The 13,859-nt window shown below is 59.7% G+C and carries 11 protein-coding genes; all 11 read left to right on the forward strand.

What is annotated here, in order from left to right:
• Positions 1–3: 3 nt before the first annotated feature.
• The gene (gene tssH / locus B3729_RS23345) at positions 4–2,610 is read left to right on the forward strand and encodes a type VI secretion system ATPase TssH (protein WP_286789142.1); all 2,607 of its coding nucleotides are present in this window, start codon (positions 4–6) and stop codon (positions 2,608–2,610) included.
• 10 nt (positions 2,611–2,620) lie between these two features.
• Positions 2,621–4,126 (forward strand): sigma 54-interacting transcriptional regulator, encoded by a 1,506-nt coding sequence (locus B3729_RS23350; protein WP_150348411.1) that lies wholly within the window; start codon positions 2,621–2,623, stop codon positions 4,124–4,126.
• 61 nt (positions 4,127–4,187) lie between these two features.
• The gene (locus B3729_RS23355) at positions 4,188–4,322 is read left to right on the forward strand and encodes a hypothetical protein (RefSeq protein WP_010796278.1); all 135 of its coding nucleotides are present in this window, start codon (positions 4,188–4,190) and stop codon (positions 4,320–4,322) included.
• 18 nt (positions 4,323–4,340) lie between these two features.
• Entirely contained in the window at positions 4,341–5,558 is a 1,218-nt protein-coding gene (tagH, locus tag B3729_RS23360) for a type VI secretion system-associated FHA domain protein TagH (RefSeq protein ID WP_286789143.1), read from the forward strand.
• A gap of 24 nt (positions 5,559–5,582) precedes the next feature.
• Positions 5,583–6,038: a type VI secretion system lipoprotein TssJ gene (tssJ, locus tag B3729_RS23365; RefSeq protein ID WP_286789149.1), complete on the forward strand. Its 456-nt coding sequence runs from the start codon at positions 5,583–5,585 to the stop codon at positions 6,036–6,038.
• A 4-nt stretch (positions 6,039–6,042) separates the two neighbouring features.
• Positions 6,043–7,374: a type VI secretion system baseplate subunit TssK gene (gene tssK / locus B3729_RS23370; RefSeq protein WP_286789144.1), complete on the forward strand. Its 1,332-nt coding sequence runs from the start codon at positions 6,043–6,045 to the stop codon at positions 7,372–7,374.
• A 2-nt stretch (positions 7,375–7,376) separates the two neighbouring features.
• Positions 7,377–8,252, forward strand: a complete 876-nt coding sequence (gene icmH / locus B3729_RS23375; protein ID WP_010796282.1) for a type IVB secretion system protein IcmH/DotU — start codon at positions 7,377–7,379, stop codon at positions 8,250–8,252.
• A 19-nt stretch (positions 8,253–8,271) separates the two neighbouring features.
• The gene (gene tssM / locus B3729_RS23380) at positions 8,272–11,805 is read left to right on the forward strand and encodes a type VI secretion system membrane subunit TssM (RefSeq protein WP_286789145.1); all 3,534 of its coding nucleotides are present in this window, start codon (positions 8,272–8,274) and stop codon (positions 11,803–11,805) included.
• Positions 11,806–12,543 carry a PP2C family protein-serine/threonine phosphatase gene (locus B3729_RS23385; RefSeq protein ID WP_286789146.1) on the forward strand — a complete coding sequence of 246 codons (738 nt, stop codon included), beginning with the start codon at positions 11,806–11,808 and terminating at the stop codon, positions 12,541–12,543. It abuts the gene before it with no gap.
• An 11-nt stretch (positions 12,544–12,554) separates the two neighbouring features.
• Positions 12,555–13,541 (forward strand): serine/threonine-protein kinase, encoded by a 987-nt coding sequence (locus B3729_RS23390; RefSeq protein WP_286789147.1) that lies wholly within the window; start codon positions 12,555–12,557, stop codon positions 13,539–13,541.
• A 141-nt stretch (positions 13,542–13,682) separates the two neighbouring features.
• Positions 13,683–13,859: hypothetical protein (locus tag B3729_RS24915; RefSeq protein ID WP_414704030.1), on the forward strand; the 177-nt coding region annotated here is incomplete at its 3' end.

Below are 13,859 nucleotides of genomic sequence, written 5' to 3' on the forward strand. Positions count from 1 at the left end.
GACATGATCAACGTTGACCTGCAACAGTTGGTACAGGCACTGGATGCCGACACCCGCCGCGACCTGGAACAGGCCGCCCAACGCTGCCTGACCCGTGGGGGCAGCAAGATCCTGGTCGAAGACCTGATGCTAAATCTGTTGGAGCGTACCGACAGCTTGCTGGCTCGCGCCCTGCAGGATGCAGGCATCGAATCGGGTGAGCTGGCGCGCACTCTGCAACCTCGCGGAGAAGCCAGCGAGTCCCGTAATCCGGTCTTTTCAGCGGAGCTGGTGCAGTGGCTTCAGGATGCCCTGCTAGTGGCCAGCCTGGAGCTGGGTCAGAGCCACATCGACCCCGCCGCGCTTATCCTGGCTCTGCTGCGCAATCCGATGCGTTATGCGGGTACGCAGTACCAGCCCTTAATCGCCAAGCTTGATGCCGAGCGTCTACGCGACTATGCCCAGTCTCAGAAACCGCAGGCTGCCTCGGCACAAGCGGCTTCCGGTGAGTCCTTCCTGGCACGCTTTACCCATAACTTCACGCAGCAGGCCCGTGATGGGAAGCTCGATCCAGTCCTGTGCCGCGATGAATCCATTCGCCAGATGATCGATATCCTGGCCCGTCGCCGCAAGAACAACCCCATCGTGGTGGGCGAAGCGGGCGTGGGCAAGACTGCTATCGTCGAAGGTCTGGCGCTGCGTATCGCCGCCAGTGAAGTGCCGGAAGCCCTCAAAGGTGTCGAGCTGCTATCCCTGGACCTGGGCCTGCTACAGGCTGGAGCCAGCGTCAAAGGTGAATTCGAGCGTCGCTTGCAGGGTGTGATTGATGAAGTCAAGGCCTCGCCCAAACCGATCATTCTTTTCATTGACGAAGCCCATACCCTGATTGGCGCCGGTGGCCAGGCAGGTGGCTCTGATGCGGCTAACTTGTTGAAGCCTGCGCTGGCGCGTGGCGAACTGCGCACCGTGGCCGCCACGACCTGGAGCGAGTACAAGAAGTATTTCGAAAAGGACCCGGCCCTGGCGCGCCGTTTCCAGCCGGTCAAGCTGCTGGAGCCGACCGTTACAGAAGCCGTTACCATCCTGCGCGGCCTGGCTTCCGTTTATGAGAAAAGTCATGGCATCTACCTGCGTGACGATGCCGTCGTGGCTGCTGCGGAGCTGTCCGCACGCTATCTGGCCGGACGTCAGCTACCCGACAAAGCGGTCGATGTGCTCGACACTGCCTGCGCCCGAGTCCGTATCAGCTTGGCCGCTGCGCCAGAAGCCGTCGAGCGCCTACGCAGCGAAATCGCCCAGGGCGAGCGCCAGTTTGCTGCGCTGAGCCGTGATCAGGAGTCCGGCCTTGTCATTGACGGAGAAGCGTTGAACCGTCTGCAAGACCGTCTGGCGGAAGCCCAGGACGAATTGGCGCAACTGGAGACGCGCTGGAGCACCCAGCGTGATCTGGCCACTCGCCTTTTGGCGCTACGCCAGCAGTGCGCAAAAGCACGCATGAAGCAAGGCAGCATAGCTGCCGAAAGCGATACAGCCGAAGAAGTTGACCTGCCCGCACTGGAGCAGGAGCTGGCAGCCGTTCAGGCTGAGCTTTCAACCGCCCAGGCGGAAGAGCGCCTGGTCAGCTTTGAGGTCTGCCCGCGCCTGGTAGCCGAAGTAATCAGCCATTGGACAGGCGTACCCCTGTCCCAGCTGGCCCGCGAGCACAATACCAAGGTTGCCCGCTTCGCCGATGATCTGGGCGCACGCGTTCGCGGCCAGAGTCAGGCCATTGAGGTGCTCAATCGGGCCATGCGCGCAGCCGCCGCGGGTTTGAACAATCCCGATGCACCTGTCGGTGTATTTCTGCTGGTAGGGCCCAGCGGCGTAGGCAAGACCGAAACGGCATTGGGTCTCGCGGACCTGCTGTATGGTGGCGAGCGCTTCCTGACTGTGATCAACATGTCCGAATTTCAGGAAAAGCATACGGTTTCTCGTCTGATCGGCGCACCGCCCGGCTATGTAGGCTATGGCGAAGGCGGCATGCTGACCGAGGCTGTACGTCAGAAGCCTTATTCTGTCGTCTTGCTGGATGAAGTCGAGAAAGCCGATCCGGATGTCCTGAATCTGTTCTATCAGATCTTCGACAAAGGCGTTGCTAATGACGGCGAAGGCCGCGAGATCGATTTCCGCAATGTTCTCTTCCTGCTGACCTCCAACCTGGCCAGCGACCGTATAGCCAGCCTGTGCGAAGAGGGCCAGCGTCCACCCGTCGATGAGCTGGAACAGGCCATTCGCCCTGCACTGACCCGCCATTTCAAGCCGGCCTTGCTGGCACGTATGCGCGTTGTCCCCTACTACCCCGTAGGTGGCGACGTGCTGCGTGAGCTGGTAGGCGTGAAGCTGGAGCGCCTTGGCCAACGCCTGGCCCGCCGTCAGCTGACGCTGAGCCACAGTGAAGCGCTGGTCGATCATCTGACCGAACGCTGCACCCAAAGCGACAGTGGCGCCCGCCTGATCGATCACCTGCTTGACCAGCATCTACTGCCCCGCATCGCCGACCGTTTGCTGGAAGCCATGGCGGCAGGGGAAACATTGACCCGCGTACACGCCACGCTGGATGGCAATGGTGCAGTCATGTGTGAGTTTGCCTGAGGTGGTCGCAATGCTTCCCGAAGCCATTCAGCCCCTGCGCCCGACCGAAGTGTTGCTTCAGCGCTTCGCGCGTCTGGCACAGGAGGCCAGTCGCGACAGCTTACTGGGAGAGCTTATCGAAGCGGCTGCCCAGCTCTCTCAGGCTGATCTCTGTCAGCTGTATCTTCTGGACGCCACGCATACGTCGCTGAACCTGTCAGCAGCCTGGCTGGATGAGCAGCGTCAGTCCTGCCACGACGATAGCCTGCCCGCCGATTACGACGGCCAGCTGTTGCAGTACTGCCTGTTCCAGAATCGCCCGCTGGCTCTGACCGAGCTTCACCCCAGCCTGCATGCTGTCGATTTTCTACCAGCAGGTTATACCTGGAAAAGCCTGCTGTGCCTGCCGCTGGCCGATGCACAAGGCAGCGTACAAGGTGTCATGGTGTGCGCGACACACCGTACCCGCGACCTGGAGACCCTGAGTGGCCTGCTCTCGCCGCTGGGCACCTTTGCCATCGCTCAGCTCAACCTGTTGCAGCGCCTGCAGACATCCGAGCCGGAAACCGCTCCGGTAGTCGAGTCGGTCAAGCCGTGCGCCAGTGGATACGGCATGATCGGTGACAGTGTCGCGATGCGTGGCGTATACCAGCTGATCGGTAAGGTGCTGCATAACCCGGTCACGGTATTACTGACCGGCGAAACCGGCACAGGCAAGGAACTGGTTGCCCGCGCGATTCATGACTGTGGTGCTCGCCGTACTCAGGCGTTCGTGGTTCAGAATTGTGCGGCACTGCCGGAAAATCTGCTCGAAAGCGAGCTGTTCGGCTACCGCAAAGGGGCCTTTACCGGTGCCGACCGGGATCGCCAGGGCCTGTTTGACGCTGCCAATGGCGGCACCCTGTTCTTGGACGAGATCGGCGATATGCCCCTGACGCTCCAAGCCAAGCTTCTGCGCGTACTGCAGGAAGGCGAAGTACGTCCGCTCGGTTCTACCGAGACGCACAAGGTCGATGTTCGCATCATTGCCGCGACCCATCGCGATCTCTATAACCAAGTGCTACAGGGCAATTTCCGCGAGGATCTGTATTACCGCCTTACGCACTTCCCCATCGAGCTGCCAGCACTGCGTGAGCGTGGCGATGATATTCCCCGGCTAGCCCGCCATTTTGCCGAGAACGCCTGCTCCTTTTTGCAGCGCGAGCCCTGTCGCTGGACAGAAGCCGCCCTGGATCGTCTGGCAGGCTATGCCTTTCCAGGCAATGTCCGGGAACTCAAAGGCCTCGTTGAACGCGCGGTTCTGCTGTGCGATGGCAATGAATTACGACCCGAACATTTTCCGCTGCGCCAGGAGACGATGCCTGAAGTCGGCCTGACCCTGCGCGAGCGGATGGACCAGCTGGAGCGCGGACTCGTCATTGACTGCCTGCGCAAGAACAACGGCAACCAGACCCACGCTGCCCGTGAGCTTGGTCTGCCACGCCGCACGCTGCTGTACCGCATGGAGCGGCTGAATATCAGCCCGACTGACCTATGAGCCGGTCCATGCCCGTTTTACCCATTTCACACCCCTACACGCATCACTTGAGGTAGCCAACATGCCCACTCGACTCTGGATCGCCGCTCTACTGACCCTGACGCTGGGCGTGGCTGGCTGCTCCAGCAACCCCAAGAGCACCGATAAGGACTATCGCCCGCTTGGCGACCCGAAAGCACTCAACCGCGGCAATTGACGCAAGGAGTACATCACCATGGAACTGGTTTTTGATCTGGTCAGCGCCCAGCAATTCGTACCCGGCATGTTGTCGACGCGAACCTTCAAACAGGTCGGCGGCATCATTGGCCGCGCCGAGGACAGCGACTGGGTGATCCCGGATCGTAATCGCGTCCTGTCCGGCCACCATGCACTGGTCAGCTACCGTGACGACGCGTTCTATCTCACGGATACCAGCAGCAACGGCATCACGCTCAAGGATAACGGCGCCCGCTTGGTCAAAGGCCAGCCCCATCGTATCGAACACGGCAACACGTTCTGCCTGGGCGATTTCGAAATCCGTGCCCGCCTCCTGCAAGACCCTTCGCGCTTCGATCAGGACCTGGGCCGCCCCATGCCGGCAAACAGCGCCAATGGTCTGATCCCGGATGATGCCTTTCTCGAATTGGACCCGCTTACGGCCCTCGACCGTCAGGATCAGGGCTATACGGAGCCCGACGAGTTATCCAGCCTGGTAAGTCCGCGTGTCGATGAATCCCGTGCCGACTATGCCCGTGTCGATATGGAAAGCCTGACCGTACCCAAGCTGATTCCCATACCTGAGCCGGAAGTAGCACCACAGCCGGAACCGGTACGGGCGGTGCCACCCAAGCGGCAATCACAGGAGTTCTGGGACCGCTACGGTCAGGCGCTTGGCCTGGATCTGTCCAGCCTGGACGACGAAGCACGCGAGGCCTTGGCCCTCAATGCGGCGCGTCTGCTGCGTCAGAGCATGAATGGGCTGCAACAAACCCTGCGCACCCGTAGCGAGGTGAAGAACGAGCTGCGCCTGTCTCTTACGACCGTTCAGAGTGCCGGGAATAACCCGCTCAAGCACGGCGCTGACAGCACCGAAACGCTGGGACATATGCTCAAGGGCGACAAGCCCGGCCAGCTACCGGCAGATCAGGCCATCACCCGTGCCTACCGGGATCTTCAGGCTCATCAGGTTGCCCTGCTTGCTGCCAGTCGCGCGGTAGTCAAGGCGACGCTGGATCAACTGGACCCTGAGCAGCTGACCCTGCGGTTCGAGCGCGAGGGCCGCAAACCTCTATTCGCTACCGCCGGCAGCCGCTGGCGTGCATATCGTCGTTATCACCACAGCCTGCGTCAGGATGGAGACTGGAGCGAGCGCCTGTTCGCCCGCGATTTCGCTACTGCCTATGAAGAGCAGGTCCGTCTGATCGCAACGCTCAACACCGATTTTCAAGGATGAAACCCATGATCCGCTTCGCCCCCCCTGGCCCTGCTGGCCACCATGACCCTGACAGGCTGCTCGTCCCTGAGCTCCGACATGTCCAAGCTCGACCTGAGCCTGTCGGGTAGCGATACCCTGAACCCGGACCTCAATGGTCGTCCCTCGCCCATCGTGATCCGCCTGATCGAACTCAAGCATCCGGTTGCCTTCCAGAACGCGGATTTCTTCTCGCTATACGAGCGCCCGCGCGAAGCGCTGTCGCCGGATCTGGTCGCCTCCGAAGAGATCGAGCTGCGCCCGGGCGAGAAACGTGACCTGAAGCTGTCCGTCCAGGACGGCAGCCGCTATGTCGGTGTGCTGGCGGCGTACCGTGATCTACCGGAAACCCAATGGCGCTACGTGATTGAAGTTCCGGCCAAGCAGATCACCCGTGCGGATCTGTCCCTGGATGCCGAAGGCATTCACTCCGCCGCGCCTGAAAAAAAGGCCAAGGACTGATCCCATGACTGCACATAAAGTGATCTGGCAGGAAGGTATGCTGCTGCGCCCACAGCACTTCCAGCAAAGCGATCGGTATCACGATGATCAATTGAAGGCACGTACACGCCAACTGGGCAGCTATGCCTGGGGTTTCTTCAATCTGGTCATTGATCGCCAGTTTCTGAGCATGGGCAAACTCGTGATCAGTCAGGCTTCCGGCGTTCTGCCGGATGGCACGCTGTTTGAGCTGACCAGTGAGGGCGAGCCCCTGGCACTGGACATTCCCGCCAATACCAGCAGCACCTCTGTGTATCTAGCCCTGCCGCTGGTCACGGGCAACCATGTCGAGACACGCCGTCCCGAGCAGAAGGATGTGTTGGCTCGCTACCGCGCCTATGAGGCGGAAGTGGCTGACTCGAACGCTGGCGAGAGCATTATCAGTCAGGTCAGCTGCGGCCGCCCGGATTTCAAGCTACTGCTCGGCGAGCGATCCAATGACGAAGCCTTCGTCAAGCTCAAGGTCTGCGAAGTGCTGGACACAACGCCGGATGGCGTCATCAGCCTGGATGGCGACTTCACCCCCACCTATCTTCATGTTCATGCTTCGGACTACCTGTTGTCCTGCCTGAAGGAAGTCATCAGCATGCTGGCCCACCGGGGCGATATCCTGGCCGAGCGTATCCGCGCCACCGGCAAGGTAGGCACCGCGGAAGTAGGCGACTTCATGATGCTTCAGCTGATCAACCGCTACGAGCCAACCCTGCGCCACTACCTCACGCTTGAGCAGCTGCATCCCGAACTGATCTTCCGCGAACTGCTCGGTCTTCTAGGCGAACTGGCCACCTTCTCCAACGAAACCAAGCGCCCGCGTCTGGATAACCGCTATCAGCACAGCGATCAGGCCCAGAGCTTTCGCAAGCTGATGGATTCGCTGCGCCATGTCCTGTCGATGGTGCTGGAGCAGCATGCGGTCGAACTGATCCTGCAACAACGTCAGTACGGCATTCAGGTATCGCCACTGCACGACCACAGTCTCATCACCTCCGCCTCCTTCGTGCTGGCGGCCAGTGCGCAGTGCGACTCGGAAGAGCTACGCCAGCGCCTGCCGGCTCATCTGAAGATCGGCCCGGTCGAGCGTATCCGCCAGCTGGTCAACCTGCACCTGCCCGGCATCCGGATCAAGCCCATGCCCGTTGCGCCGCGGCAGATTCCGTTCCATTCCGGCAAAACCTACTTCGCCCTCGAACTCAGCGCCGACGAACAGGCGCAACTGGAGCAGTCGGGCGGCTTCGCCATTCACGTGTCCGGTGATTTCCCCGGGCTCGAACTCAAATTCTGGGCAGTCAGGAGCTGACGATGATCAAGGATCACGATTACGGTCAGGATGATAAAACCGTTGTGCTGAGCCGCCAGGGTACGGCGAGCTCGGCCCACAATCCGTTAACCGATTTTGCCGACTCGCCTCGCGTTGAGCAGCTGGAAGAACGGATGATTTATGCGGCCCGCCTGCGTCCGGCGGAAAGCTTCAACTTGAGTGTGAACCCGCTAATTGCTGCCGCCTCCGGCCTGCTGTCCGAAGTAGTTCAGTTAAAGCACAGCTATCACGCCGAAGACCTGTACGCCCTGAAAGAGCGCCTTACGACGGCCATCAAACTGTTCGAGCATCGAGCCTTTGGCGAAGGCGCTGAAAGCGGCCAGGTCATGGCAGCGCGTTATGTGCTGTGCACCGTCATCGACGAAGCCGTAGTCACAACACCGTGGGGCAATGAAAGCGAATGGTCTCAAATGAGCCTTCTGAGCACCTTTCACAACGAGACCTTTGGTGGCGAGAAGTTTTTCCAGTTGCTGGAGCGTCTGACGCGCAACCCCGTCAAACATCTCCAGATGCTTGAACTCATGTACCTGTGTCTTGCATTGGGTTTTGAGGGCAAGTATCGGGTCCTGCCCCGCGGCATGCTGGAACTTGAAGCGATCCGCGACAGCGTTTACCGGCAGATTCGTCAGCTGCGTGGCGATATTCCCCGTGAGCTGTCGCCCCACTGGCAAGGTTTGCAGGATGGTCGCCGCAGCCTTGTACGCATTGTTCCATGGTGGTTGGTCGCCTTGTTCACCCTGATGTGCCTGGGTGTGTTATACGGTGGCTTCGCCTGGGTATTGGGCGAACAACGCGAAAGCGTGCTGCAGCCATACGAGCAGCTGACTACGGCCAAGATGGCCGAGCCAAATACGTGACGACAGGGATGTTTGCGCAATGAAACAGTTCTTCCGCAATCTGGCGGTTATTTTCCGTAAGACCTGGGTCTGGAGTCTGACCCTGGTTTTGGTTCTGGCTCTATTGGTCTGGTTTGTCGGCCCGTTGCTGGCCGTTGCCGATCATAAATTCTGGGCACCGGCTACCACGCGGCTCGTCACTCTCAGTGCCCTATTCCTCTGCTGGGGCCTCTTCATTGTATTCGTCAGCTGGCGCAGCGGCGTGCGTAAAAAGCGTGCCCTCGAGACCGAGGATGGCCAGGAGCGCCTGCGTCGCCACGAGCAGATCACTGAAGAGCAACAGGAGCTGCGCAGTCGTTTCAAGGATGCATTGCAAACGCTGAAAAGCTCCAGCCTGTACCGCGCCCGCAGCGAACGCTGGAAACAGGAGTTGCCGTGGTATCTGGTGATCGGCCCTCAAGGCAGTGGCAAGACCTCCCTTCTGGATTTCTCTGGTCTTGAGTTTCCGCTTAACCGTGACGCCAACCGCCTGACCAAGGATGTCGGCGGCACCCGCCACTGCGACTGGTACTTTGCCGATCACGGTGTCCTGGTCGATACCGCAGGCCGCTACCTCAGCCAGCCGGATGCCGCTGTAGATGCCAGCACCTGGCAAATGCTGCTGACGCTGTTGCGTCGCCGCCGTCGCGCACGCCCGCTCAATGGCGTACTGGTTACCGTACCGGTCGATCAGTTGCTCAATGGTACCGAAATCGAACTGGAAACCCTGGCTCGCCAGATTCGTGCTCGCCTGCACGACATCCATCAGCAGCTGAAGGTCGACGTTCCGGTATACCTTGTCCTGAGCAAAGCAGACCAGGTACTGGGCTTTGAAGAGTTTTTCGACCAGTTGTCCCGTGAGGAAAGCGAGCAGGTCTTTGGTACCAGCTTCCGCAAGGAACAAAATGCTACAGACGCGGCAGTGGTTCGCCAGGAGTTCGAAGAACTGCTGCGCCGTCTGAATACGCAGGTCATTCAGCGTATCCACCAGGAGCGCGATATCCTGCGCCGTGGTCGTATCCTCGACTTTCCTCACCAATTGGCACTGATCGGTGAGCGTCTGTGCCTGTTCGTCGAATTGGCGTTTTCTGGAAACCGTTATCAGCGTGCCAGCCAGCTACGTGGCTTCTACCTCACCAGCGCTCCACAGCTGGTCAACAGCCTCGACCCCAGCACAATGAACATCGGCCGTAACCTGGGCCTGCCCAGTAATGCCCTGCCGACCTATCGCACCGGCCACTCTCGCTTTATCCACCAGCTGCTCAGTCGCGTCATCTTCCCGGAAGCCGACCTGGCAGGTCTGGATCAGCGTGAAACGTCGCGTATCAGTTGGGGCCAGCGCGGCCTCTATGCAGGCGCTGCCGCCTGCCTGGGCCTGTTCGGTGTACTGTGGGCCACAGGATTCAGTGCAAACCATGACCGTCTCGAACAGTTGCGTACCCTGGGTCAGCAGCTGAATGATCAGCACAAGACGCTGACACCCTCCGATGATGCCATGGCAGCGCTGAAATCCCTGGATAGCGCCTATGCCGCAGCCAATGTCTTTCCAGCTGCCAGCGATGTAGCACTGCATGAACGCAGCGGTCTGTATCAGGGCAATAAGGCTCGTCCAACCCTGCAACAGGCCTATCATCAGGAACTGGTAGATCAGTTGCTGCCCCGTGTGGCGCGCCAGCTGGAAGAGCAGATCCATGCCAACCTCAACGACCGCGAACGCCTGCTAGGCAGTCTGCGCGCCTACCTGATGCTGAACCTGGAAGAACGGCGCGACAATGGATTCCTGAAGGATTGGGTAGCAGCTGACTGGTCGACCCGCTACAGCGTCGACACCGTGGTCCAGAATGGGCTCAACTCCCACTTTGCCCGCCTCCTGGAGCAATCCTTTACCCGCTATCCGCTAAACGATGCACTCGTTGCCCAGGCCCGTCAGATCCTGCGTAGCGAATCACTGGCCAACGTGGTGTACCGCATGTTGCGTGATCAGGCGAGCAGCCTGCCGGCATACCGCTTCAGCCAACACCTGGGTCCGCAGGGTGCCGTGTACGGCGGTGCAGACTATGCTATTCCCGGCTTCTACACGCAGAAAGGTTACGAGCAGACATTTACGACCCAAGGCATCAACCTGGTCCGCAATATCATTGAAGACAACTGGGTGCTGGGCGAAAGCGACGGTCTCTCCGGTATGGACCTTAAGCGCCTGATGGTTGAGCTGGAACAGCTGTACTTCAACGACTACGCCAACTATTGGAGCGAAGCAGTTACTCAGCTGGTACTGGCTCCGATTGGCGATGCGAATCAGGGTGCCATGCAGCTCTCGGCGCTGACAGCTTCCAACTCACCGCTGTTGCAAGTACTCAATGAGATCCGCGACAACACCCGCTTCCAGTCTGGCGGCAACGATGCGGCGGCTGCCCTTGCGGAGGCTGCACCAAAAGGTAATGCGAAGCTAGCCAAGGCCGCTGCACTGGCCAGCGCGGCTGCCGATAAGGCGGGCGACGCGCTAGCCAAGAACCTGCCGGATACGGCCAAGAAAGCGCTGCAGAAACGCTTCGAGCCACTGCATCGCCTGCTGGACGATAACGGCGGCCCAGCGGCCGATATGGTTCCGGTCATGGCTGCACTGAACGACCTTCAGCTGCAAATGGCAGGGCTTGCCCATGCCAGTGCCCCCGAGCAGGCCGCCTTTGAAATGGCGCGTGATCGCATGGCTGGTCAACGTGATGCCATCAACAGCCTGCGCAACGCGGCCAATCGCTTGCCGCAGCCGGTAAACAACTGGCTGAGCCTGCTGGCGGACGACAGCTGGATGATGGTGCTTAACGATGCCTATGACTACCTGAACCAGCGCTACCAGAGCGAGATGTACTCGTTCTATAACAACGCCTTGAACAAGCGGTATCCCTTCAAAGCTGACAGCGAGAGCGACGTAGCCATTGCGGACTTCCGTGAGTTCTTCAAAATGCAGGGCGTTGCGGACAAATTCTTTGACAGCTACCTGAAGCCTTTCGTCAGTGGTGATTCCGGCAACTACCGTCTGCGTAGCATCGACGGGCACAGCCTGCCGCTGTCCCGCGAGTTCCTCGCTCAGATGGGTCGGGTCCAGACGATTCGCCGCAGCTTCTTTGCCGAGAATCCGGCGGAGCCGCAGGTCATGTTCAAGCTTGAGCCCTACTCACTGGATTCCAGTCTGACCCGTGCCAACCTGCGCATCGGTAACAACCAGATGGAATACCGTCATGGCCCGATCGTGCAGACAGCGTTCCGTTGGCCCGCCGAGAATGATGAGAGCCGCGTCAGCCTCGTGCTGGAGGAGCTCAATGGTCGCCGTGTGGGTGTCGAGCAGAACAGCGGTCCCTGGTCCCTGTTCCGTATGCTGGATGCCATGAAGATTGAGCAGAACGGCAGCCGGGACGCCCTCATGGTCAAGGCAGATCTGGAAGGTCTGCATGCCAGCTATCTGCTGCTCAGCCAGCGCTCGCCGAATCCGTTCGACGTAGGCAACCTGCGCGGCTTCAAACTGCCGGCGTCACTCTAAATGAGTGACGTTGCCACGCGTTGGCGCAGCGCAGCCCGTACCGATGCCGGCAAGGTACGAGCGCGTAACGAAGATGCCTTTCTGGACAGCCCTGAGCAAGGTCTCTGGGCTGTTGCAGATGGCATGGGCGGTCATAGTCAAGGTGATCTGGCCAGCCGCCTCATTATCGAAAGCCTGGCAGAGCTCCCCGTAGGCGCAGGCTTCGATGAACGCCTGCAACAGATCCGCCAGTGCCTTCATTGGCTCAACCGGCGACTGAACCAGGAGCTCACGGTCATGGCCGACCAGACGGACACCATTATTGGAAGTACGGTAGTCGTCTTGCTGTGCGAAGAAGAGCGTGCGGCCTGCGTCTGGGCGGGTGATAGCCGATGTTATCTCTGGCGTAGCGGTAGGCTCTATCAACTTACCAAGGATCATTCGGTACGACAGCGGATGATCGATGAAGAAAAACTGACACCTGAGCAGGCTGCTCGCCATCCCGCAGCCCATGCGCTGACCCAGGCGATAGGCGCCAATGAAACGCTGGCGCTCGACATTCTTGAATTCAACTTGATGCCGGGCGACAGTATGCTTCTCTGCAGTGATGGCCTGTACAAAGGAGTCAGTCAGTACGCGATCGGTGCGGCGCTGTCCCTGCCGTCTGCCCAGGTTGCCCTAGAGCGGCTTTTCGATACCGCCTTGCTAGGCCCCGCACGCGACAACCTGACCGCCATCGTCATCCGTCGACAGGAGTAAGGATGTACCTCATGGACGAACTCAACGCGGCAGCTGCCGAAGACGAGCTGACCTATTTCGCCTTCGCCAACAAAACCCCTTCCACATCGGAGACCCTGCCCAGGGCTCACGGCGTAAAGCCGTTACCCGACGTGCTCAGCGGACGCTACAAACTGGAGCGCCTATTAGGTGTAGGCGGTATGGGCGCGGTTTACCGCGCACGCGACCTGATGCGCGAACAGTACGGCGACCCCGAACCCTTTGTAGCCATCAAAACGTTGAGCGAGGACTTTGCGGAATATCCCGATGCCAGTGCATTGCTCTACAGTGAGTTCGCCCTGACAACCCGCCTCCGTCATCCCCATATTGTTCGCCTGCATGGCTTTGATATCGATCGGGAAAGCGAGCGTGCCTACATAACGCTGGAAATGCTCCGGGGTCTGACCTTGGACAAGTTGCTGTGTGATCACCCACAAGGCCTGGGCTGGGAGGCGCTGCGAGACATTGCCATTCCGCTATTGGAGGCATTGGCCTTTGCCCATAGTCAGGGAGTTCTGCATGGTGATATCAAGCCAAGCAATGTCATCCTGGCCGAAGACGGCCTTCGCCTATTCGACTTCGGTCTTGGTCAGCCGGTAGAAGGCGTGCTGCCCGGCCTGCCCCGCCTCTCGCGAAGCCGCTTTACCGCCTGGACACCACGTTATGCCTCCCTTGAACTGTTGGATGGAGCACCGTTGACGCCCTCGGCTGACGTATATGCCGTTTCCTGTGTCCTGTATGAATTGGCCACTGGTCAGCATCCCTATCGGCGCCTCAGTGCGAAACAGGCACGTGCCATGCAAATAGAACTCACACCTCCAGCCCAACTACCAAAGCCGTGCTGGCAAGCGTTGCGAACGGGGCTGCAGTTCGCAGAACCCGATCGTCAGGTCGATGCTAATGGTCTGCTGGAGGGTTTTCGCCATGTTAAACAGGCCTCTACCTTGGGTCGCTGGCTGGGTCTTCGCCAATCCGCCTAGACCGTTCGTAGCCACAACGCTGACTTATGTCGGCTGCTGCTCAAGAAACGTGAAGCAATCACTGTTTCGTTGAGCGGCGGGCTTGAGTAAAAGCCGACTAGATCACATGATTCGCTCCCTATCAGACGCAAGGAGGCGCCTGTGTTTTTCGCAGCCAACGAAACGCATTTTTCTTTGGTTCTGGATGGCGTTGATACCGACTTCCAAGTCCTGAGTTTTACGGGGCAGGAGTCGATCAGCCAGCCCTTTCGCTTTGACCTTGAGCTGGTCAGCGAACGGCCCGACCTCGACCTTGAAGCCCTGCTGCATCAGCGCGCC

The organism is Pseudomonas sp. UBA3149 (assembly GCF_002364655.1).
In the GTDB taxonomy this organism is placed as follows: Bacteria; Pseudomonadota; Gammaproteobacteria; order Pseudomonadales; family Pseudomonadaceae; genus Chryseomonas; species Chryseomonas luteola.